We start from the raw sequence: 19,969 nt of genomic DNA, 5'->3' as shown, positions 1-19,969 counted from the left end.
CATGTTTCCGTGCGACGGTTTCGCGCACGTTACGTCGTCGCGTCGCCCGTGCGTCGGGGATAGAATCGGCCTGTCCGGCAGCAGACGCCGGTGCCCGAAAAAGGGGCACGAAGACCGCGGCGATGACGCCGCAGGGCGAGACACATACGGAACCTCATCTCCGTCCGTGTCGAAAGGCCTTCGCATGCCCACCGTCTCCGCCCACGTCGCCAGCACCCTCGCTCAGCACATCGACGCCGTCTTCGGCGTGATGGGCAACGGCAACGCCTACTTCCTCGATGCCATCGAGACCCGGACCTCGGCCGTGTTCACCGCGGTCCGGCATGAACAGGGTGCGGTGGTCGCGGCCGATGCGCACTACCGCGCTTCGGGGCGCATCGCCGCCGGAACCGCGACCTACGGCGCCGGCTTCACCAACACGCTGACCGCGCTCGCGGAGTCGGTTCAGGCGCGCATCCCCCTCGTGCTGGTCGTCGGCGACGAGCCGACCTCGGGCCCTCGCCCGTGGGATGTCGACCAGATCGCGCTCGCCTCGGCCGTCGGCGCGCGGACGTATACGGTCGGACGAGCGGATGCCGCGGCCACGACCGTCATCGCGATCGAGCACGCGCTGCGGTACCGGGTCCCTGTGGTGCTGGCGATCCCGTACGACGTGGCGGCGCTCGAGGTCGCGGCGGTCGCCGACGGCGGGGATCTCCGGCTGCCAGCGCCGCTCGCGCCTGCCGGCGCCTTCGCCGAGGGGATGCTGGACGAGATCGCCGCGGCTCTCGCCGGTGCCGAGCGGCCGTTCCTGCTGGCCGGCCGCGGTGCCTGGCTCGCGGGGGCCGGTGCGGCGCTCGGACGGCTGGCGGATGAGACCGGTGCGCTCACGGCATCCACCGCGCTCGGGCGAGGGATCTTCCCGCGCGGCGAGTCCGATCTCGGTGTGACGGGCGGCTTCGGCGCCGACGGCGCGATGGAACTGGTGTCGCAGGCGGATGTCGCGGTCGTGTTCGGCGCTTCTCTGAACCAGTTCACGATGCGCTTCGGCGCCCTGTTCTCGCCCGGCACGCAGGTCTACCAGGTGGATGTCGCGCCGGCCGCGACCCACGCGCACGTGGGTGGATACGTCCGCGGCGATGCGCGGCTCGTCGCCGAGGAGCTGGTCGCGCGGCTGCGGAGCGCGGCTGCCGCGACGCGCGCTTCGCACAGAACGGTGCGGAGCTCGCGGGACTCCGGAGAGATCGTGCGAGATGAGCGCGATTCTGCGCGACCCTCGTCGGCGCCGTGGCGCGAGTCGGTCGACGTCGCCGCCGCGCGGGCGTACGCGCCCGGCGACGCCCTCGCCGCGGACGGCCGCCTCGACCCGCGTTCGGCCGCGCGCCGGATCGCCGAGCTGCTCCCCGACGATCGCGTCGTCGTCTCGGACGGCGGCCACTTCATCGGTTGGGCCAACATGTACTGGCCGGTGGCATCACCCGATCGCATGATGATGGTCGGCACCGCGTTCCAGGCGATCGGTCAGGGCTGGCCCAGCGTCGTCGGCGCGGCGCGCGCCCGTCCGGAGGCGACGATCGTGCTCACCTCGGGTGACGGCGGCGGTCTCATGGCGATCGCGGACCTCGAATCCGCCGTCCGCACGGCCGGCGGGCGCGGGTGCGCGGTGATCTGGAACGACGCGGCGTACGGCGCAGAGGTGAACCTGTACGGCTTGAAGGGGCTCGCCGAGGAGCCGATGCGCATCCCCGAGGTCGATTTCGCCGCCTTCGCCGCGGCGGTCGGCGCCGAGGGCGTGGTCGTACGCACGCTGGCGGACCTCGACCGGCTGGGCTCGTGGACCGCGGAGGATGCCGCATCTCGGCGCTTCCTGCTGCTGGACCTGCGCATCTCAGGCGACGTGATCGCGCCGTATCAGCAGGAGATCATCCGCGTGAACTCCTGAAACGGCTCGTGCCGGCTCGCCGGGGGTGCCGCCGCACGCGGGCCCGTGCGTGCCTGCCGACCGGCGTCCGCTCCGACCGCACGTGCGGAAGACGAGGACGCGCTTCAGATCCAGCCGTTGTCCTGCGCGATGCGGACCGCCTGGGCGCGGTTGGCGGCGCCGGTCTTGCCGATCGCCGACGACAGATGGTTGCGCACGGTGCCCGGCGAGAGGAACACCTCGGAGGCGATCGCCGCCGCCGACCGGCCGTCCGCCGCGAGCCGCAGCACCTGGCGTTCGCGCTCGCTGAACGGGCTCGTCCCGGTGAACAGGCTCTCCTCGGCCAGCGCCGGATCGACGACACGATAACCGGCGTGCACCCGCCGCACGGCGTCGGCGAGCTGCTCGGCAGGGGTGTCCTTAACGACGAACCCGCTGGCTCCGGCATCCAGTGCCTGACGGAGGTAGCCGGGGCGGGCGAAGGTCGTCACGATCAGCACTCGCGTGCCGGGGCTGGCCTCCCGGATCCGTGTGGTCGCGTCGATGCCGTCGGTTCCCGGCATCTGGATGTCCATCAGGCACACGTCCGGCGCGTGCTCGCGCACCAGCCGCACCGCCTCGTCGCCGTCCGCCGCAGCGCCCACGACCACGAGGTCGCCTTCGAGCTCGAGCAGCGCGGCGAGGGCGCCTCGGACGAGGGCCTGGTCGTCGGCGATCACCAATCGGATGCTGTCGCTCACCACGTCACCTCCACGACCGTGCCACCGGCCGGTTCGTCCTCGAGTCGGAATCGCGCCCCGGATGCGGCCGCGCGCTCGCGCATACCCCGGACGCCGTTGCCTTCGCCGGCGCCGCGGCCTCGGCCGTCGTCCGCGATGGACAGATGCCCTGCGGCGACGCGCACGCGCACGCGGGACGCGCCGGCATGGCGCAGCACGTTGGTCGTCGCTTCGCGGAGGATCCAGGTCGCGGTGAGCGCCTGCGCCGGCGACAGCGCCGCCGGGTCGCCGTCCACCGCGAGCGCAACGCCTCCGGCACGCAGCGCGTCACTGCTCGCGGCGAGCTGCTCGTCCAACGTGACCGTCCGCGCGCCGGAAACCGTCGCTCTGACCCCCGCGATCGCCTCGGCCGTGAGCGACTCGATGTCGGCGAGCTCCGCCTTCGCCCGCTCCGGATCGGAGTCGATCAGGCGCCTGGCGAGCTGCGACTTCAAGCGCACGACCGTCAGCGAGTGACCGATCAGGTCGTGCACATCGCGGGCCACGGCCTCGCGGCCCTCACTCGTGGCCAGTTCGAGCCCGAGCTGCTCGGCTTCGGCTGAGCGCCTGATCAGTGACGTCGACACGGTGTTCATGACGGCGAGCAGCGCGATGATGATGAGAACGGTGACGAAGCCGATGCCGCCGGGGGCGAGGAAGACGAACAGGGCCGCGATGACGAGAGCGGCGGAGGACGTGATCCAGTGCCAGACGCGGGTGAGGCCGAAAGCCGCGAACGACATGATGAACGGCAGGAAGCTCAGCGCAGCGCCGCCTTCGGCCGGCACCGACAGCAGCGCGCAGACGATCAGTCCTGCGTAGAACAGCCACGGTCCCGGTCCGACCGGTGAGCCGATCCGCGCTTCGCTGCGCATTCCACGGACAGCACCGACGACGTAGAGCGCGATGAACAGGCCAAGGGCGACCCAGCCGACGACGATCCACCCCATCGCCGCCTGGGAGCGCACCAGCGCGACGATCGGATAGATCAGGAACACCAGCCAGATGAGGGCCATCACCAGGGAGAAGCGCTCCCACGGGTGCTTCTGCGCATCGGCTCTCTCACTGGTCACGGAACACACCTTGCCACGTCAGCGGCGCGAACGCGCACGCCGCATCCCGGCGAAGACGAGCAGGACGAACACCAGCAGCCACACCGCGACGTTCAGCAGCACCGCCCACAACTGGTCGCTCTGGCCGGACATCAACGCACCGTCCGTCAGCGGCCAGCGGCTCAGCGCGACATAGCCGTACAGCGGCGTGAACCGGGCGATGTCGAGCATGACACCGTCCAACGGCATGAACACGTTGCCGAAGAAAGCGAAGAAAGTCAGCGAGATCGATGCCAGCGCGGCGGCCGAATCGGAGTTGAAGAACAGGCCGACGCCCAGGCCGTAGAGCCCGTAGATCAGGCCGAGTCCGAGGATGATCGCGGCACACGCGCCCCAGCGCCAGAGGTCATCGGCCTCGGCACCGGTGAGGACACCTGCGACGAAGACGGCGAGCACTGCGAGAGCGGCGAAGGCGACGGCGGTGATCAGCTTGGTGGCGGCATACCCTGCGGTGCTGAGCGGGGTCATGGCGAGCTGACGCCCCCAGCCCTGCTTCGCCTCGGCCGCGGCGAGCGAGGTGAGCGAGCTCATGGCGACCGCCGTGCCGTAGGCCGCCATCGAGACCATGACGGAGAACGCGACGTTGCCATGGCCGGCGGACTGGTCGCCGTAGGCGGCGACGCCTCCGAACAGGAGGTACATCACCACCGGCATCGTGAGCGTGAACGCGAGCGTGTAGGGATTGCGCAACTGGCGGACGCCCTCGATGCGCAGCATGGTCGGTGAGATCAGCATGGTCAGTCCTCCGTGAGGGCCGTGAAGGCGGTTTCGAGGGTGGGAGCGGCGATCTCCAGATCGGTCGCTCCGGCGGCCAGCAGGACGCGGGCGACGGCGTCGGAGTCGGCGGCACGCAGGCTGACGCGCTCCGCGTCACGACGCAGGTCGGTGACGCCGTCGTCGGCGTGCAGCGCCGCGAGGAGGCTGTCGACGGCATCCGGTGCATCCTGCGCAAGCGTGGCCGAGACGAGCCGGACGCCCAGTCCGGCGCGCAGCTGCGCGGTCGGCGCGTCCGCGACCACTCTGCCCCGGTGCATGACGACGGTGCGGTGGGCGAACTGCTCGGCCTCTTCCAGGTAGTGCGTGGCGAAGACGATGGTGCGGCCGGCCGCGGCATCCGCGCGCATGACGTCCCAGAAGTGGCGACGGGCCGTCACGTCCATCCCGGCGGTGGGCTCGTCGAGGACGAGGATCTCGGGGTCGGCCACGAGGGCGAGGGCGAACTTGATGCGCTGCTGCTCGCCGCCCGAGCACTTCGACACGCGGCGGCGGGCGAGCTCCGCGATGTCGGCGCGCTCGAGCACCTCCGGCACACGGGCGAGCGCAGCGCGGCCGTACAGGGATGCCACGAGGCTCACCGTCTCCCGCACGGTCAGGTCGGACAGCAGGCCGCCGGTCTGCAGCACGGCGGCGATCGCGCCCCGTGCCGTGGCCTGCCCAGGACGCTCGCCGAGCACGCGCACCGTGCCCTCGCTGGGGTCGGAGAGCCCCAGCAGGATGTCGAGAGTGGTCGTCTTACCCGCGCCGTTCGGCCCGAGCAGTGCCACCACCTCGCCGCGCGAGATGCGGAGCGTGACGTCGTCGACGGCCTGGACGCGACGGTCACCGTGCCCGAAATGACGGCGGAGTCCTGCGATGTCGATGATCGCGCCGGCGGAGGTGCTGGTCGTCGCGGGCTGCGCCTGCGTGATCGTGTTCATGCCTCCAGCCTGGCTGTGCGTCGAGCCTGGATGCCGGAGGGCGATGTCATCAGTCGGGCATGACGCGTGTCATGCCCGTTCGTCTGCTCAGTCGATGTCCTCGATGCCCTGCAGCCGCACTTGTTCCAGATCGAGGCGCGCCGCGATGCGGCGCACGACGACGTCATCGACCGTCCCGGAGCGGCGCAGGCTCAGCAGCACTTCGCGCTTGTGATCGAGCAGAACGAGCTTCAGGCGGGAGTACTCCTCGTGCCGCACGAGCGGCGAGCGCTGCACGAGATCGACCTGGGCCGATGCCGCCACCATCTGCAGGATCGCGCCGTCGCGCGGCGCTGCGGCCGCCGCTCCGGTCGGCTCGAGGTCGGCTCTGCCCTCCTCGGCCTCGGTCGCCCGGGGCGCAGCGAGCGGGTCCGGCGCGTCCAGCAGCTCTTCCATCGCGCCCACCTCGGCGTCGATGAGCGCACGCTCCCTCGCCATCGACTTGGCGTTGGCGAGCTCCAGGGCCTCGTACCCGTCGCGCCGGATCCGATCGCGGACGTCATCGCTGATGCCGTGTTCGGCGGCGAGGGCGTCGAGGGCGGACATTGCGGCGCCGGAGATCGCGCGCTCGGCGAGTTCGTACTCCTCGTCCTCGGCGTGATCCACCGGGAAACCGGCCCAGCGCACGATGGCCGGAAGGAGCGGCCCCTGCACGAGGAGGCTGAGCAGGATCACTCCGGCGGTGACGAAGATGACCTCGTTGCGCCCTTCGAGGGGTGCGCCCGTCGACGTCGTCAGCGGAACGGACAGGGCGATGGCCAGGGACACCGCTCCCCGCATCCCGGCCACAGTGCTGACGACCTGCGCCCGCGTGCGCAGGCCGCGCGGGTGCACGGCGCCGCCGCCCAGACGCTGGAAGGGCACGGAGAGCAGCTGGAAGAGGAACCGCACGATCAACAGGGTCGCCCAGACGACCAGCGTGATCAGCACGAGTCTGCCCACTTCGCGCAGCGATGTCTCGTGGACCACCCACTGCACCTCGAGCCCGATGAGCACGAACAGGGCGCCGTTGAGCAGGAACACGCCGAACGGCCAGACCGCCTCCGCCTGCCTGCGCGAGGCCGCGGTGCTGATCTGCGGGCTGATGTAGGCCGCGATGAGCCCCGCCACGACGACGGCGAGCACGCCCGAGGCGTGCATCATCTCGGCGATCAGGAAGGCGGTGAACGGCACCAGCAGCAGGGCGACGTTGATGGTGATCGTCGTGCGCACGCGTCGCAGCAGCAGCCAGGCGGCCGCGGCGACCGCGACGCCGGTCGCGATGCCCCCGACGTACGAGACGAGGACCGTCCAGGTGACCGACAGCGGCGTCACCTGGCCGCCGACCGCGAGCGACACCGCGATGGCGTACAGGACGAGGGCCGTGCCGTCGTTGGTGAGGCTCTCGGCCTTCAGCTTCATGAAGCTGCGTCGCGGGAGCAGCCGACCGAGAGCGGCCACGGCTGTGGCATCCGGTGGCGCGACGGCGGCTCCGAGGATGAGGGCGATCTCCCACGGCATCCCGAACAGCACGGCGATGCCGGCGACCGCGAACGCCGAGGCGACCACGAGCAGCGTGCTCATGGGCAGGATGTAGCGGAAGTCGCGACGGATCGATCGCAGCGAGGTCGTGAGGCTCTCCCAGAAGAGCATCACGGGCAGGAACAGCAGCAGCACGGTCTCCGGCGGCAGCTGCACTTCGCGCAGCGCAGGGACGAAGCCGAGCAGCAGCCCGAAGACCACCAGGAGCAGCGGCAGCGCCAGGCGCAGTCGCGGCGCGAGCATCGTGCCCACCAGGATCGTCAGCCCGAGCAGGACTGTGATCTCGAGACCTTCCATCTGAACCACCACCTCTGTCGCCGCGTGACGGTCCGCGAACGTGCTCAGGACACAGCGTCCGTCGACGCCAGGGTATTCCCCTGGACCAGCCGGGGCGAGAGTTCGGGGCCGTAGGGTCTTGGTATGCCTGCCATCCGCAACATCAGCGTCGGTCTGCCCGTGAAGGAGGGTCATGTCCTGGTCCTGTCCGGTCGGGACGTCTCGAAAGGACAGGACTTCTATCGTGCGATCGGCGGTGGCATCGAGTTCGGAGAGCGGGCGGACGAGGCGCTGCGGCGAGAGTTCCTGGAGGAGCTGGGCGTCGTGCTCGACGGCTCCCGTGTGCTGACTGTGACGGAGAACATCTTCACCTACGAGAGTTCGCCAGGACACGAAGTCGCGCACGTCTTCGCCGTCGAGTGCGCTGCGCTGGATGCGCTGCCGCTGGATGCCGAGTTGCACATCCTCGACGAGGGATCGCCCGTGCGGTGGGTGCCCATCGAGGATCTGCGGGACGGCGTGCGTCCGCTGTTCCCGGCCGGGGCGCCTGAGGCGCTGTTCGCGCTGGTGGACGGATGACGGCCGTGCGGCGACTCGCGCGCGGGCGCGCGGAGATCGCGTTCGAGGATTCCGGCGGGGCCGGCCCTCCAGTGGTGCTGTGCCATGGCGCTGGGATGGACCGGAGCATGTTCGCGGAACAGGCGGCGGCACTCACGGGTGCGGGGTTCCGGGTCATCGCCTGGGATCTGCCCGCTCACGGCGAATCGATGCTGCCGGCGGGGACCCGCTTCACGGCGTCCGTCGCACTCGAGGACCTGACGGCTCTGCTGGACGCTTGCGGAATCGACCGGGCCGTGCTGGTGGGGCACTCGCTCGGGGGCAACCTCGCGCAGGCGTTCGTGCGTGCGCATCCGCAGCGCGCGGCAGGACTGATCGTGATGGATTCGACGTGGAATGCCGGCCCGCTCGCGTGGTGGGAGCGCCTCGCCCTGCGGCTGGCGGCGCCGTCGCTGGCGCTGGTCCCCGCGCACCGGCTCCCCGGCCTGATGGCGCGGGCCTCCGCCGTCACATCGGACGCGATCGCGCGCACGGAGGCGACGTTCGCACGGATGCCCAAGCCGGTGTTCCTGGATGTCTGGCGTGCCACCGTGTCGTTCGTGGATCCCGATCCGGAGTACCGCACTCCCGTGCCGCTCGCGCTGGTGCGCGGCGCACAGGATCGCACCGGGAACATCGCGACGGCGATGCCTGCGTGGGCTCGGGCGGAGGGCGTCCTGGAGCACGTGGTCCCGGATGCCGGGCACATCGTCACGTGGGATGCGCCGGAGGAATCTGCACGGGTGCTGGTGGGGATTCTCGAGGCGTGGGGATCGGCGGGTCGCGACGGCGCGTGAGGCGCCGCCGCGACGAGCCGGCCCGGTGTCACCGCGTCACCGCCACGGTGTCACCGCATCACCGCGTCACCGCGTCGCCGGCGGGATGGATTCGCTCTGCGCGCGGATCGCGTCGCACCCAGGAGGATCAGGGCGGTCGCGACCAGCATCCCGGCGACCCAGATCGGCGCGGTCGGAACCCGCCAGCCGGCGAGCGCGACCGCACCGAGAACGGGTCCCGCCGCGGCACCGATGTTCAGCGCGGCGGTGGCGTAGGAGCCGCCCATGGTCGGCGCATCCGACGCGGCGTACAGCACCCGCGCGATCAGAGTGCTGCCGACGCCGAACGACAGCATCCCCTGAACGAAGATGATCGCGATCAGCGACGCCGGACAGCCGGCCGTCGACGCCAGCACGACCCAGCCGACCAGGAGCAGTGGTGCCCCGACGGCCAGCACGAGACCCGGCCGGCGATCCGACAGCCGCCCGGCGATGGTGACGCCGAGGAACGATCCGCTGCCGAACACCACCAGGACGACGGGCACCCACGCATCGGGCAGCCCTGCGGTCTCGGTCGCGACGGGGGCGAGGTAGGTCAGCACCGCGAACGTGCCGCCGTTGATCATCGCGCCGAGCACCATCGCGAGGATGAGCGGCGGCGAGGCCAGCACGCCGAGCTCGGCGCGGAGCGTCGGCGTGCCGAGGCCGTGCGCCCGGCGCCCGTCCGGGATGCCGAAGAGCACTCCGAGAGCGGCGGGAACGCACAGCAGCGCGATCGCCCAGAACGTCGCACGCCAGCCCAGCACCTCACCGAGGAGCGCACCGGCCGGAACACCGGCGACGGTGGCGATCGTCGTGCCGGCGAGCAGGATCGACAGCGCGCGTCCTTTCCGATCGGGTGCCACCAGCGCGGTCGCCGTGCTCAGTGCGACCGCCAGGAATCCGGCAGTCGCCACGGCGCTGAGCGCGCGGCTGATGAGCAGGACGGAGAAATCCGGCGTCAGGGCGCCGATCACATGGCATCCGGCGAAGGCGAGCAGGCATACGAGCAGGGTGAGCCGCGGTGGCCACCGACGCGCGAAGGCTGCCATGAGCGGCGCGCCGATGACCATGCCGACGGCGAACGCCGAGGTCAGCAACCCTGCGACGCCGATCGTGACGTCGAGGTCGGCTGCTGCTGCGGGGATCAGCCCCGCGAGCATGAACTCCGAGGTGCCCATGACGAAGACCGCCAGGGCGAGCAGATAGAGGGGAAAAGGCATCGAGTACTCCGAGGTGAGAGATCAGGAAAGGGTTCTTCTCGTCACCACGGCCGGCAACCGGAGTACGCCGCATCGCGCCCGCTCGGAAGGCGGGCGTCGTTTCAGCGGATCATGGGGCTGGCGGTGTGAACGACAGCCCCTGACCTGTCTGATTCAGGACTCGACATGACACAGAACGTTACAGCAGGAGCCCGGTGTCGGAAGTTATCCACAGATCATCTGTTCTATGGTTGAGTGTCGATGGCGGGGTATTCAATAGTAGTTATGAACAGCACCGCGGCAGTTCTCGGAAGGGTCGTCTCCGACCTGGATGGGTCGATCGAGTCCGCGGTGCGTTCGTCCGGGTTGGACGGGATGTCGGATGCGGAGAAGCTGGATGTGCTGCGGCTCGCGGGTGAGGCGCAGCGCCGGTTGGATGCGCTGGTGACCGAGACGGTCGCGTGCGTGGATGGGCGTCCGGCGGGGTCGGGGGTGCCGACGTTCCCGGCGGTGTTCGGATGCCGGAACATGAACGAGTTGCTGCAGCGGGTGCTGCGGGTCGACGCGTCCGGGGCGTCGCGGGTCGTGAAGGCCGCGGACGCGGTGCACCGGAATGCGGAGATCACGACCGGGGCCCGACTGCCGGCCCGGTGGCCCGCGCTGCGGGAGGCACTGCTGGACGGGGTGGTCGGGATCGCGGGACTGTTGGCCGCGATCGATCCGATCGACCGGACGAGGGGCCGGATCGACGGGACGGATCGGTTGCGAGCCGATGCCGCGTTGGCGGACTGCGCCCGCGGCATCGACGACACCGTCACGGACCCCAGCGGCGCGGATGCCGAGACCGACGGGGCGGAGGCGGACGCGGCCGAGGCCCGTCGGGCCGAGGCGGGTCCGGCGGCGACGCCGGACGACCTGCGCCAGTACGCGCAACTGATCGCCACCTATCTCGACCCGGACGGATCTGCACCGTCCGAGGCGCAGGCCGCGGTGAACCGGTCACTCACATTCGGGCGGCTCCGCGACGGCGTCTACCCGATCCGAGGCGCCCTGCTGCCCGAGGTCTACGCGCAGCTGAAACTCATCATCGACGCGCAGACCAACCCCAGAACCACCGGCCCCGCCGACCTCGGCGTCGCCTTCACAGGCAGTACCGACGACGCCGGACTCGGTGCCGGTGCAGGTGCCGGTGCCGGTGCCGGTGCCGGTGCGGGTGCGGGCGATGACCTGGCGGGTGGGTGCGGAGCACCGGAGGACCCGTTCAACTCCGACCCCCGCCACGTGATCGATTCCCGCACCAGGCCGCAGAAGCAGCACGACGCCCTCGCCGCAGCGCTCTCGATCGCAGCCCGCCACGACGAGATGCCCACGTTGGGCGGGGCAGCCCCGACCCTGGTCGTCCAAGTCGAAGCATCCGACTTCGCGCACGGCACCGGATGGGCGCACATCGCCGGCATCGACGCCCCCGTCCCCGTCTCGGTCGCTTCCCACATCACCTGCCAGGGGATGATCCAACGCGTCCTGTTCGACGAGGGCCGCATCGTGGGGATCACGACCACCGACCGCCTCTTCAACGCCTACCAGCGGCGAGCGATCGTGCTGCGCGACAAGGAGTGCATCATCCCCAGCTGCCACGTCCCCGCCACCTGGTGCGATATCCACCACGTCGAGGAGCACTCCCACGGCGGCCCCACCTGCACCAGCAACGGCGTCCCCCTCTGCTTCTGGCACCACCTCACCATCGACAAATCCGGCTGGCACATCCGCATGGTCGACGGCAAACCCCAAATCCGCGGACCCGCCTGGTGGGACCCCGAACAGAAATGGCGCACCCCACGCCCCCTCCTCCCCCAATGGGTCGGCGGATGACGCGCGACATACGAGGGTGGGTATGGAGTCGGCGGTTGATGAGACAAAGCCGACCCCGCCGTAGGGCGCGAGCGGCGCGAGGTCGAGACGGCTCCAAACTCACGAAGCCTCTTCGTTGGAGCGCTTCGGCCCGAGGCCTCGATTCGCATGCCGAAAACGTCGAACGGTCCGTTTTTCAGGGTATTTCGGCAGGGACATAGTCGGCGCCCCTGCACGCGACCGCCCGAGGCCGCCAACCTGCCTTACCGGGCGCGTTCGGCGGCCACGGAGAGAGGTCATTGCCGTCGTCGCTCGAACTCGTCAAGTGCAGGAGAGGCTTGAATACACTTCGATAACTCGCTCCGTATCGGGATAGCCAGCCTCGTCGAGGGCTACCCGCACGTCCTCCCGTACAGATTCGAGGTAGGCCGAGCCCCGGAGCCTGATCTCAGGAACGGAGTCGAGGTCAGGGTCGTCATCGAGGAGGCTGTACCAGTCCGACCATTGCGAATCGCTGACCCTCGCATCTTCGAGAGCCTTGGCAGCAATGCGGCCCGCCTCCGCGGGCGGATCGTCGATCGCCGGGCTGAGCCACCAGCTGATGTCGCACGTGCCACCTGGAACAGGAACCGCTTCCGAACGATCGGGACCACCGACCGGCGGGACGGGCGCACACGCGGTCATTGCCAGCGCACTCGCCATCAGGGAAACACCAAGCAGAGAACGTCCACGCATGCAGAGATCCTAGGTGACCACTACGAGCAGACGCCGTGACCGGTTGAGTCTCAGAACCTTCACCGCAATGATCTTCGGAGGCGATGAGCGTGGGTTGCGGTAGCACCGACCCCCGAGTTCGTCGACACCCTCCTGCGATGCGCGACCGTCGCTCATGGCGCCGGCATAAGCATGCACATGGGGGCGCTGGACTTGACGCCCGACGACGCTGAGGTACTCGATCGAGTCCGCACCGGTGGCCCCGAACCAGTGCGGGGTGCGGGTGCCGAACGCGGCAGCTGGACCGGCCGCAAGAGCGGTCTTGATCGCCGGCACTCGGCGGAAGAGATGAGGCTGAGTCAGAAGCAATCGAATCCGACGGGCAGTCGGCATACATCCATCTGGGATACCACGGGCGACGCCCCTCGCATGATGTTTCACCAGGGCACCCCGATCGTCAACCGTTGACGATCGCTTCTGGCAGCCATCTGGCAGGTTTTCTATCTGAAACTCACCGTGTTCGACACTCACTCGCGCCACCCCGTCCCAGCGCGGTGAGCCGCCGTCTTGACGGACGGCCGCGGCCCGCACCAGCAGCGCCAGGCTCGGAGCTCTCCTTCCGGCAACCCGCGTGGAAGGATGGGAGAACGATTCGTGATTCGGAGGGCGCATCTTGTCCAGAGCAGTAACGCTGATTCGCTCGTCCTCTCTCTCCGATGTGGCCGAGTACGCATACGCCGCGACCGCCCCCGCAGAGGCCAGGTTGATCTTCCTCGCAGGCTCTTGTCCTTTGAATGAAGACGGCTCTACAGCTGGAGTCGGGGACTTCGCAGCACAGGCAGCGAAGTGCATCGAGAACATGGCTCTAGCGCTTGCCGAGGCTGGAGCTGACATCAACGATGTCATCACCACTCGCGTTCTTGTTGCGTCGACGCAGCAATCGGACCTCGTCACTGCTTGGGAGGTCGTGCGCAATGCGTTCGGTGATCATGACGTGCCGAGCACGCTTCTTGGTGTCACTGTTCTCGGCTACGACGATCAGCTCGTAGAGATCGAGGCAATCGCCGCAGTTCACGACTGAGTGAGCGGTCGCGTAGCGCAGGGATGCGCCACCGAACGACATCACACCGCCCCACCCGTCACGGCACGGTTGTACGCCATCGCCGCCGCGACCCAGAACGCCAGCCCGTCGTCCTCCGCGATGACGGCAGGTGCGACCTCGATCCAGCCCGGCCCCATGTCGCGCCCCGCTCCCATCTCGGCTTGCGCAGCGCCAGGCTTCGCGAGGAGCTCCTCGTGCCGATCCGCAGCGACCCGCACCAGCAGCGCCCCGTCGCGCTGCACGGCGACGATCATCTTCTCGTTCACCATGATCGATCTGCCGCCGAACATCGACACCTCGCGCACGGTGGGCTCCGCGGAGAGCAGGCCGCGGAGGCGTTCGACCAGCGCAGCCTGCTCCGCCGTCGTCGTGCTCACGACGCTCGTCCGTCCGCGTCAGCTCTGCGCGGCCGCCGAGTAGTCCGGCAGTTCCTGCAGCGTCCAGGTGTTGCCGTCGGGGTCATGGAAGGTGACGAACCGGCCCCACGCCTGTTCGTCGACACCGTTCGCCTCGACACCCGCGTCGCGCAACTGCGCGAGCGCGGCATCCGCATCCGGCACGACCACCTGGATCGAATCCTGCTGTCCCGGCTCCAGACCTCCCCCGAGACCCGTGCCGAACGCGATCGAGCAGGCCGAACCCGGCGGGGTCATCTGCACGAAGCGCAACTCCTCGTTCACTCTCTGATCGTGGTCGGCGTTGAAGCCGATCTTGACGTAGAAGTCCTTCGCCCGGTCGACGTCGGTCACCGGCACGAAGATCAGCTCGATCTTCCAGTCCATAGCGCACACCTCCACGGCGAGACCGTCCCGCCCGAGACCAAGGTAGGCCCGGCCTCCGACACGCACCACCCCGACGTGGCTCAGGATGCCTGCAGGAACACACCGCTCAAGAACGAGTCCAGCTCCCCCACATCGTCCAGCGGCAGGATCGCCGCCACATACTGATCGGGGCGTACCACCACGACGACGCCGTCCCTGGACAGTTCGCGAGCCTCGTAGATGTCCGTCGGGGTCCATTTCGACGGCCCGGCCGCGTACACCTTCTCCCAGTCGGTCAGGCCGAGAGGCCCGGTCTGCGGCTGGAACAGCGCGGGAACCGACGGGAAGTCCACGTTCTCGAACGGCTGCTGATACACCGCCTTGACGTCGAACACGGCATCCTCATCAGCATCCGACGGGGTGAAGCGGGCGAACACTTCCGACGCCGCAGATGCCCAGGCCGACAGCCCCGCACCATCCCGACCGCCGAACGCGTAGATCCTCCAGCGCCCGTCCGCCCTGGCGTGATGACCGAGGTGCACGACGTTGCCGTCGCAGACCCGCACGACCTCGGCGGACTTGAACCGCTTGCCGAGCGGGAACCCGGCCGCGAGCGCCTGGTGCGCGTCCGAGCTGACCAGCATCGACGGACCGTACTGCGTCATGAATCCCGACGGGAACTCCGCCGTCGCGAGGTAATAGGTGGCCAGGTCGTTCGGGTCCGAGATCTCCTCGGGCTTGCGCGCCATGAGCGATGACCACTCCCGGTCGAAGTCGATCAGCTGCTGCGCCACCGGACGCCGCTCCGCACCATAGGTCGCCAGCAACTCCTCCGGCGAGCGTCCAGTCAGCACCGCCCCGAGCTTCCAGCCCAGGTTGAATCCGTCCTGCATCGACACGTTCATGCCCTGGCCCGCCTTCGCGCTGTGCGTATGGCAGGCATCGCCCGTGAGGAAGACGCGCGGCGTGCGGCCCGATCCGTCGATCACGTCGTCGAAGCCGTCCGTGACGCGGTGCCCCACTTCGTAGACACTGTGCCACGCGACCTCCTTCACGTCGATCGAGTAGGGATGCAGGATCGCGTTGGCCTTGGAGATGATCGACTCGATCGGCGTCTGCCGCACGCGGTGCTCGTCGTTCTGGGGCACCTCGCCGAGATCGATGTACATGCGACTGAGATAGCCGCCCTCCCGCGGGATGTGCAGGATGTTGCCCGCCTCGGCGTTGATCGCGCATTTCGTGCGCCAATCCGGGAAGTCGGTGTTCACGAGCACATCCATCACGCCCCACGCGTGCGCCGAGACGCCGCCGACGTGCGTGCGCCCGATCGCTTCCCGCACGCCGCTGCGCGCACCATCGCAGCCCACGACGAACTTCGCACGCACGGCCCGCTCGCCACCGGCATCCCGCACCCGGACCTCGACAGGGAATGCGCCGTCGTCGTGCACCGTCAGGCCGATGAACTCCACGCCGTAGTCCGGTGCGATGCGCCCTGGTCCGTGCGCCGCCGCCTCGGCGAAGTAGTCCAGCACACGCGCCTGGTTCACGATCAGGTGCGGGAACTCGCAGATGTCGTACGCGTAGTCGGCCGTCCGCGTGGTCCGTCGGATGTTCGCAGGGTTCTCGGGGTCAGGCCCCCAGAAGTTCATCCAGCCGATGTTGTAGGCCTCGGCGATGATCCGCTCCGCGAACCCGAACGCCTGGAACGTCTCGACGCTGCGGGGCTGGATGCCGTCGGCCTGACCGAGCTCCAGCCTCCCGGCGCGCTTCTCGATGATCCGCGTGGTGATCTCGGGGAACTGCGACATCTGCGCCGCCAACAGCATCCCGGCCGGTCCCGATCCGACGATGAGCACGTCGACCTCGTCCGGCAGGTCCCTGGGCCGGTCGACCCCGGTACCGGATGCCGGCAGCACCCGAGGATCCTGCGAGACGTAGCCGTGGTGGTGGAACTGCATAGTGAATGACTCCTGATCGAAGGCGAGGCGGACGGACGCGTCTCAGGCCCTGGCCATCCCGCGGATCGGGCTGGCCGCCTGCTCGGCCTCGTGGTCGGGCCCGAGCGGGATGCCGCTGCGATCGCGCAGCAGCAGCGTCGCGACGAGACCGATCAGGGTCATGCCGGCGAGATACCAGGTGACCGCGTCGGTGGAGCCCGTCTTCTCCACGAGCCACGCGGCGATCATCGGAGCGAAGGCACCACCGGCGATCGCACCGATCGCGTACGAGATCGAGACGCCAGAGAACCGGATGCTGGCGGGGAAGAGTTCGGTGTACAGCGCGGCCTGCGGGCCGTACGTGAAGCCGAGGCCGATCGTGAGGACGGCGAGGGCCGTGAACAGCAGCCAGATGTTGCCGGTGTTCACGAGCGGGAAGAGCAGGATCACGCCACCGAGCTGGAGGATCCAGCCGATGATGTACGTGCTGCGGCGACCGATCCGATCCGAGACCCAACCCGCGAGCAGCGTCGTGATCAGCCAGGTGACTGCGGACCCGGTGACCGCCCACAGCACCGGTCCGCGGTCGAGCGCGATCGGGCCCTCGGGGTTCGTCGAGTAGTTCTGGATGTACCCGCCGGTGGTCATGTACCCGACCGCATTGTTGCCGGCGAAGACGAGGGCGGCGATGACCACGAGCAGAGCATGCTTGCGGAACAGCTGCACGATCGGCATCTGCGCCTTCTCCTTGCGCTCGGCGAGCTCGGTGAACACCGGGCTCTCCTCGACGCGACGTCGCACGTAGTAGCCGACCAGGATCAGCACGACGCTGAGCAGGAACGGAATGCGCCAGCCCCACGCGAGGAACTGGTCGCCCGGGGCGACCGCCGTCATGATCGCCATCACACCGGACGCGAGCAGCAGCCCGAGGGGAACGCCGATCTGCGGCGAGGCGCCGAAGATGCCGCGGCGCGTCTTGGGCGCGTGCTCGACGGCCATGAGCACAGCACCGCCCCACTCGCCGCCGGCCGACAGCCCCTGGAGGATGCGCAGCAGCACGAGCAGGATCGGCGCCATCACGCCGATGGCCTCGGCTGTCGGCAGCAGACCGATGAGCGCCGTGGCCGCGCCCATCAGGACGAGCGTCCACATCAGCACGGTCTTGCGGCCGTACTTGTCACCGAAATGTCCGGCGAGGAACGCGCCGAGCGGACGGAACAGGAAGCTGATCCCGACGGTGGCGAACCCGAGCAGGACGCTGTTCGCGCCGAGCGCGGAGAAGAACAGCTCGTTGAAGACCAGCGCCACCGCGGTCGCGTAGATGAAGTAGTCGTACCACTCGACGGTGGTGCCGACGACCGTCGCGAACACGACGCGTCGCCGGTCGGCGGATGTCGCGATCGTGCCGGTCGGGGTGAAGCCCGGGTGATCAGTCATTGATGCTCCTTGGTCGACGTCATCGTCTGCAGGGCGGGTGGATCATTGCTTGCCACCCGATACGGCGATGATATACGATTTCGAATATGCCGCACAAGACCGGCGGCCACGACGCAAGGAGGCGCCCCGTGACGGACCCGATCGCCCGCCCCGGCAAGATCATCGCGATCCACCTCAGCTACGCCTCCCGTGCCGAACAGCGAGGCCGACGCCCCGAGCACCCCTCGTACTTCTTCAAGCCAGTGAGCTCCCTCGCAGCATCCGGTGGCACCATCGAGCGTCCGGCCGGAACCGAGCTGCTCGCCTTCGAGGGCGAGATCGCCCTGATCATCGGAGCGCCCACCCGTCGCGTGAAGCTCGCGGATGCCTGGGCGCACGTCGCGTGGATCACGGCCGCGAACGATCTCGGGCTCTACGACCTGCGCGCGAACGATAAGGGGTCGAACGTCCGATCCAAGGGCGGTGACGGCTACACGCCGCTCGGCCCGCAGCTCATCGACGCGAGGGACGTCGACCCGTCGGACCTGCGCGTCCGCACCTGGGTCAACGGCGAGCTCCGTCAGGACGACACCACCGCCGGTCTGCTCTTCCCGCTCCCCCAGCTCGTCGCCGACCTCTCCCAGCACTTCACGCTCGAAACCGGCGACGTCATCCTCACCGGCACCCCGGCCGGCTCGAGCGTCATCGTTCCGGGTGACGTCGTCGAGGTCGAAGTGGATGCCGCTGGTGCCACATCCGGCCGGCTCATCACGACCGTCGTGCAGGGCGAGGTGCCGTTCGATCCGGCGCTCGGCTCGCTCCCCTCGGTCGACGACCTGCAGCGCGCCGAGGCCTGGGGCTCACGCGAGGCAGCAGGCCTCCCCGATGCCGCACCCCGTCTGGACCCTGCCCTTCGCGCCAAGCTCGAAGCCGCACCCACCGCGGGGCTCTCCACCCAGCTGCGCAAGCGCGGCATCACGGCCTGCTTCATCGACGGCGTCACGGCGAACATCGCCGCGGCGAAGATCGTCGGCACCGCGAAGACACTGCGCTTCGTGCCGTTCCGCGAGGATCTGTTCGCTTCGCACGGCGGCGGCTACAACGCGCAGAAGCGCGCATTCGACACCGTCGACGAGGGCGAGATCATCGTGATCGAGGCCCGCGGGGACGCGAGCACCGGAACACTCGGCGACATCATGGCCCTGCGTGCACAGACCCGCGGTGCTGCCGGCGTCGTCACCGACGGCGGTGTCCGCGACTTCGATGCGGTCGCCGCGAGCGGGTTCGCCGTGTTCTCGCGCGGTGCGCATCCGGCGGTCCTCGGGCGCAAGCACATCCCGTGGGAGGTCGACGTCACGATCGCGTGCGGCGGCGCCACCGTGCAGCCCGGCGACATCATCGTCGGCGACGGGGACGGCGTGATCGTGATCCCCGCGGCTCTGGCCGAAGAAGTCGCCGATGCCACCCTCGCGCAGGAGACCGAGGAGGCGTGGATCGCCGAACAGGTCGCCGCAGGGCACCCCGTCGATGGGCTCTTCCCGATGAACGCCGAGTGGCGCGCCCGCTACGAGGCCCGGAGCATCTCGTGACGGCCCCGACGCTCAGCAAGTCCCAGCGCGCGTATCACTGGATCAAGGAGCGCATCGCGGCGCAGACGTACACGCCGGGCTATCGCCTGGTGCTCGGTGCGATCGCCGGCGAGCTCGACATGAGCGTGGTCCCCGTCCGCGAGGCCATCCGTCAGCTCGAGGCCGAGGGCCTCGTCGAGTTCGAGCACAACGTCGGCGCGCGCGTGGCCATGGTCGACGATGCCCAGTACCGGCACAGCATGGAGGCCCTCAGCATCCTGGAGGGCACCGCGACCGCCATGGCGGCCCGCGCGCTCACACCGGACGACCTGCGTGCGGCCCGCGCGATCAACGACGAGATGGTCCGCACGCTCGACCACTTCAACCCTTCTGCTTTCACGGCCCTCAATCAGCGCTTCCACTCGACGCTCATCGCTCCCTGCCCCAACCCGCGGCTGCACGAGCTCGTGACACTCGAGTGGGCTCGACTGAGCCGGCTGCGCGACTCGACCTTCAGCTTCGTGCCCGGTCGCGCGCACGAGTCCGTTCAGGAGCACGAGCAGATCGTCGCCCTCATCGAGAACGGTGCCCCGCTGAACGAGATCGAGCACGCCGCACGCCGCCATCACGCCGCGACCCTCGACGCCTACCTCGACCACGAGCATCCCGACGAAGCCGTCGGAATGCACATCCTCTGATCCCCTGG

Annotated in this window: 18 protein-coding genes; 7 read left to right on the top strand and 11 right to left on the bottom strand. The window is 69.3% G+C overall.

From position 1 onward, the window contains the following. The first annotated feature begins 184 nt into the window (after positions 1–184). On the top strand, positions 185–1,921 hold the full coding sequence (locus M2317_RS10015) for a thiamine pyrophosphate-binding protein (RefSeq protein ID WP_429459742.1): 1,737 nt from the start codon (positions 185–187) through the stop codon (positions 1,919–1,921). Positions 1,922–2,025: 104 nt separating this feature from the next. Here M2317_RS10015 and M2317_RS10010 read toward each other — a convergent pair whose 3' ends face one another. The 5 genes from M2317_RS10010 to M2317_RS09990 all read right to left on the bottom strand — a co-directional run bounded on the left by M2317_RS10010 (position 2,026) and on the right by M2317_RS09990 (position 7,324). Then, entirely contained in the window at positions 2,026–2,640 is a 615-nt protein-coding gene (locus M2317_RS10010) for a response regulator (RefSeq protein ID WP_429459740.1), read from the bottom strand. Continuing rightward, complete coding sequence (locus M2317_RS10005; RefSeq protein ID WP_429459738.1) at positions 2,637–3,731, bottom strand: sensor histidine kinase; 1,095 nt, start codon at positions 3,729–3,731, stop codon at positions 2,637–2,639. Before M2317_RS10005 ends, M2317_RS10010 begins: the two co-directional genes overlap by 4 nt. Positions 3,732–3,749: 18 nt before the next feature. Continuing rightward, on the bottom strand, positions 3,750–4,505 hold the full coding sequence (locus M2317_RS10000) for an ABC transporter permease (RefSeq protein ID WP_429459736.1): 756 nt from the start codon (positions 4,503–4,505) through the stop codon (positions 3,750–3,752). Between the two features lie 2 nt (positions 4,506–4,507). Further along, the gene (locus tag M2317_RS09995; RefSeq protein ID WP_429459734.1) at positions 4,508–5,467 is read right to left on the bottom strand and encodes an ABC transporter ATP-binding protein; all 960 of its coding nucleotides are present in this window, start codon (positions 5,465–5,467) and stop codon (positions 4,508–4,510) included. Positions 5,468–5,554: 87 nt separating this feature from the next. Next, positions 5,555–7,324 (bottom strand): Na+/H+ antiporter, encoded by a 1,770-nt coding sequence (locus M2317_RS09990; RefSeq protein ID WP_429459732.1) that lies wholly within the window; start codon positions 7,322–7,324, stop codon positions 5,555–5,557. A 123-nt stretch (positions 7,325–7,447) separates the two neighbouring features. Between M2317_RS09990 and M2317_RS09985 the strand changes: the two genes are divergently transcribed. Together M2317_RS09985 and M2317_RS09980 are read left to right on the top strand one after the other, a co-directional pair. Beyond that, on the top strand, positions 7,448–7,882 hold the full coding sequence (locus M2317_RS09985) for an NUDIX domain-containing protein (RefSeq protein WP_429459730.1): 435 nt from the start codon (positions 7,448–7,450) through the stop codon (positions 7,880–7,882). Further along, the gene (locus M2317_RS09980; protein ID WP_429459728.1) at positions 7,879–8,697 is read left to right on the top strand and encodes an alpha/beta fold hydrolase; all 819 of its coding nucleotides are present in this window, start codon (positions 7,879–7,881) and stop codon (positions 8,695–8,697) included. The genes M2317_RS09985 and M2317_RS09980 overlap by 4 nt, the downstream gene beginning before the upstream one ends. A gap of 50 nt (positions 8,698–8,747) precedes the next feature. On the opposite strand, the gene M2317_RS09975 is transcribed toward M2317_RS09980, so the two are convergent. Then, positions 8,748–9,938, bottom strand: coding sequence for a Cmx/CmrA family chloramphenicol efflux MFS transporter (locus M2317_RS09975; RefSeq protein ID WP_429459726.1), 1,191 nt, complete (start codon positions 9,936–9,938; stop codon positions 8,748–8,750). 264 nt (positions 9,939–10,202) lie between these two features. Between M2317_RS09975 and M2317_RS09970 the strand changes: the two genes are divergently transcribed. Beyond that, complete coding sequence (locus M2317_RS09970) at positions 10,203–11,786, top strand: DUF222 domain-containing protein (RefSeq protein ID WP_429459724.1); 1,584 nt, start codon at positions 10,203–10,205, stop codon at positions 11,784–11,786. 300 nt (positions 11,787–12,086) lie between these two features. Here M2317_RS09970 and M2317_RS09965 read toward each other — a convergent pair whose 3' ends face one another. Further along, the gene (locus M2317_RS09965; protein ID WP_429459722.1) at positions 12,087–12,500 is read right to left on the bottom strand and encodes a hypothetical protein; all 414 of its coding nucleotides are present in this window, start codon (positions 12,498–12,500) and stop codon (positions 12,087–12,089) included. A 652-nt stretch (positions 12,501–13,152) separates the two neighbouring features. Between M2317_RS09965 and M2317_RS09960 the strand changes: the two genes are divergently transcribed. Beyond that, positions 13,153–13,560, top strand: coding sequence for a RidA family protein (locus M2317_RS09960; protein ID WP_429459720.1), 408 nt, complete (start codon positions 13,153–13,155; stop codon positions 13,558–13,560). Between the two features lie 41 nt (positions 13,561–13,601). On the opposite strand, the gene M2317_RS09955 is transcribed toward M2317_RS09960, so the two are convergent. The 4 genes from M2317_RS09955 to M2317_RS09940 all read right to left on the bottom strand — a co-directional run bounded on the left by M2317_RS09955 (position 13,602) and on the right by M2317_RS09940 (position 17,716). Continuing rightward, entirely contained in the window at positions 13,602–13,958 is a 357-nt protein-coding gene (locus tag M2317_RS09955; protein WP_429459718.1) for a TfoX/Sxy family protein, read from the bottom strand. 18 nt (positions 13,959–13,976) lie between these two features. Then, positions 13,977–14,363 carry a VOC family protein gene (locus M2317_RS09950; protein ID WP_429459716.1) on the bottom strand — a complete coding sequence of 129 codons (387 nt, stop codon included), beginning with the start codon at positions 14,361–14,363 and terminating at the stop codon, positions 13,977–13,979. A gap of 80 nt (positions 14,364–14,443) precedes the next feature. After that, on the bottom strand, positions 14,444–16,300 hold the full coding sequence (locus M2317_RS09945) for an FAD-dependent monooxygenase (protein ID WP_429459714.1): 1,857 nt from the start codon (positions 16,298–16,300) through the stop codon (positions 14,444–14,446). A gap of 42 nt (positions 16,301–16,342) precedes the next feature. Continuing rightward, a complete protein-coding gene (locus tag M2317_RS09940; protein WP_429459712.1) occupies positions 16,343–17,716 on the bottom strand; it encodes an MFS transporter in 1,374 nt (457 codons plus the stop codon). 86 nt (positions 17,717–17,802) lie between these two features. Between M2317_RS09940 and M2317_RS09935 the strand changes: the two genes are divergently transcribed. Both M2317_RS09935 and M2317_RS09930 read left to right on the top strand, forming a co-directional pair. After that, positions 17,803–19,284 carry a fumarylacetoacetate hydrolase family protein gene (locus M2317_RS09935; RefSeq protein WP_429459710.1) on the top strand — a complete coding sequence of 494 codons (1,482 nt, stop codon included), beginning with the start codon at positions 17,803–17,805 and terminating at the stop codon, positions 19,282–19,284. Beyond that, positions 19,281–19,961 (top strand): GntR family transcriptional regulator, encoded by a 681-nt coding sequence (locus M2317_RS09930; protein WP_429459708.1) that lies wholly within the window; start codon positions 19,281–19,283, stop codon positions 19,959–19,961. The genes M2317_RS09935 and M2317_RS09930 overlap by 4 nt, the downstream gene beginning before the upstream one ends. Positions 19,962–19,969 lie beyond the last annotated feature (8 nt).

This window comes from Microbacterium sp. ZKA21, assembly GCF_050434165.1.
Taxonomy (GTDB): domain Bacteria; phylum Actinomycetota; class Actinomycetes; order Actinomycetales; family Microbacteriaceae; genus Microbacterium.
This window is presented reverse-complemented; position numbering and strand designations above follow the sequence as displayed.

Coding starts and splice junctions, on each gene's coding strand:
- M2317_RS10015 (WP_429459742.1), top strand. CDS start 185: ATGCCCACCGTCTCCGCCCACGTCGCCAGCACCCTCGCTCAGCACATC.
- M2317_RS10000 (WP_429459736.1), bottom strand. CDS start 4,505: ATGCTGATCTCACCGACCATGCTGCGCATCGAGGGCGTCCGCCAGTTG.
- M2317_RS09995 (WP_429459734.1), bottom strand. CDS start 5,467: ATGAACACGATCACGCAGGCGCAGCCCGCGACGACCAGCACCTCCGCC.
- M2317_RS09990 (WP_429459732.1), bottom strand. CDS start 7,324: ATGGAAGGTCTCGAGATCACAGTCCTGCTCGGGCTGACGATCCTGGTG.
- M2317_RS09985 (WP_429459730.1), top strand. CDS start 7,448: ATGCCTGCCATCCGCAACATCAGCGTCGGTCTGCCCGTGAAGGAGGGT.
- M2317_RS09980 (WP_429459728.1), top strand. CDS start 7,879: ATGACGGCCGTGCGGCGACTCGCGCGCGGGCGCGCGGAGATCGCGTTC.
- M2317_RS09975 (WP_429459726.1), bottom strand. CDS start 9,938: ATGCCTTTTCCCCTCTATCTGCTCGCCCTGGCGGTCTTCGTCATGGGC.
- M2317_RS09970 (WP_429459724.1), top strand. CDS start 10,203: ATGAACAGCACCGCGGCAGTTCTCGGAAGGGTCGTCTCCGACCTGGAT.
- M2317_RS09965 (WP_429459722.1), bottom strand. CDS start 12,500: ATGCGTGGACGTTCTCTGCTTGGTGTTTCCCTGATGGCGAGTGCGCTG.
- M2317_RS09950 (WP_429459716.1), bottom strand. CDS start 14,363: ATGGACTGGAAGATCGAGCTGATCTTCGTGCCGGTGACCGACGTCGAC.
- M2317_RS09945 (WP_429459714.1), bottom strand. CDS start 16,300: ATGCAGTTCCACCACCACGGCTACGTCTCGCAGGATCCTCGGGTGCTG.
- M2317_RS09940 (WP_429459712.1), bottom strand. CDS start 17,716: ATGACTGATCACCCGGGCTTCACCCCGACCGGCACGATCGCGACATCC.
- M2317_RS09935 (WP_429459710.1), top strand. CDS start 17,803: ATGCCGCACAAGACCGGCGGCCACGACGCAAGGAGGCGCCCCGTGACG.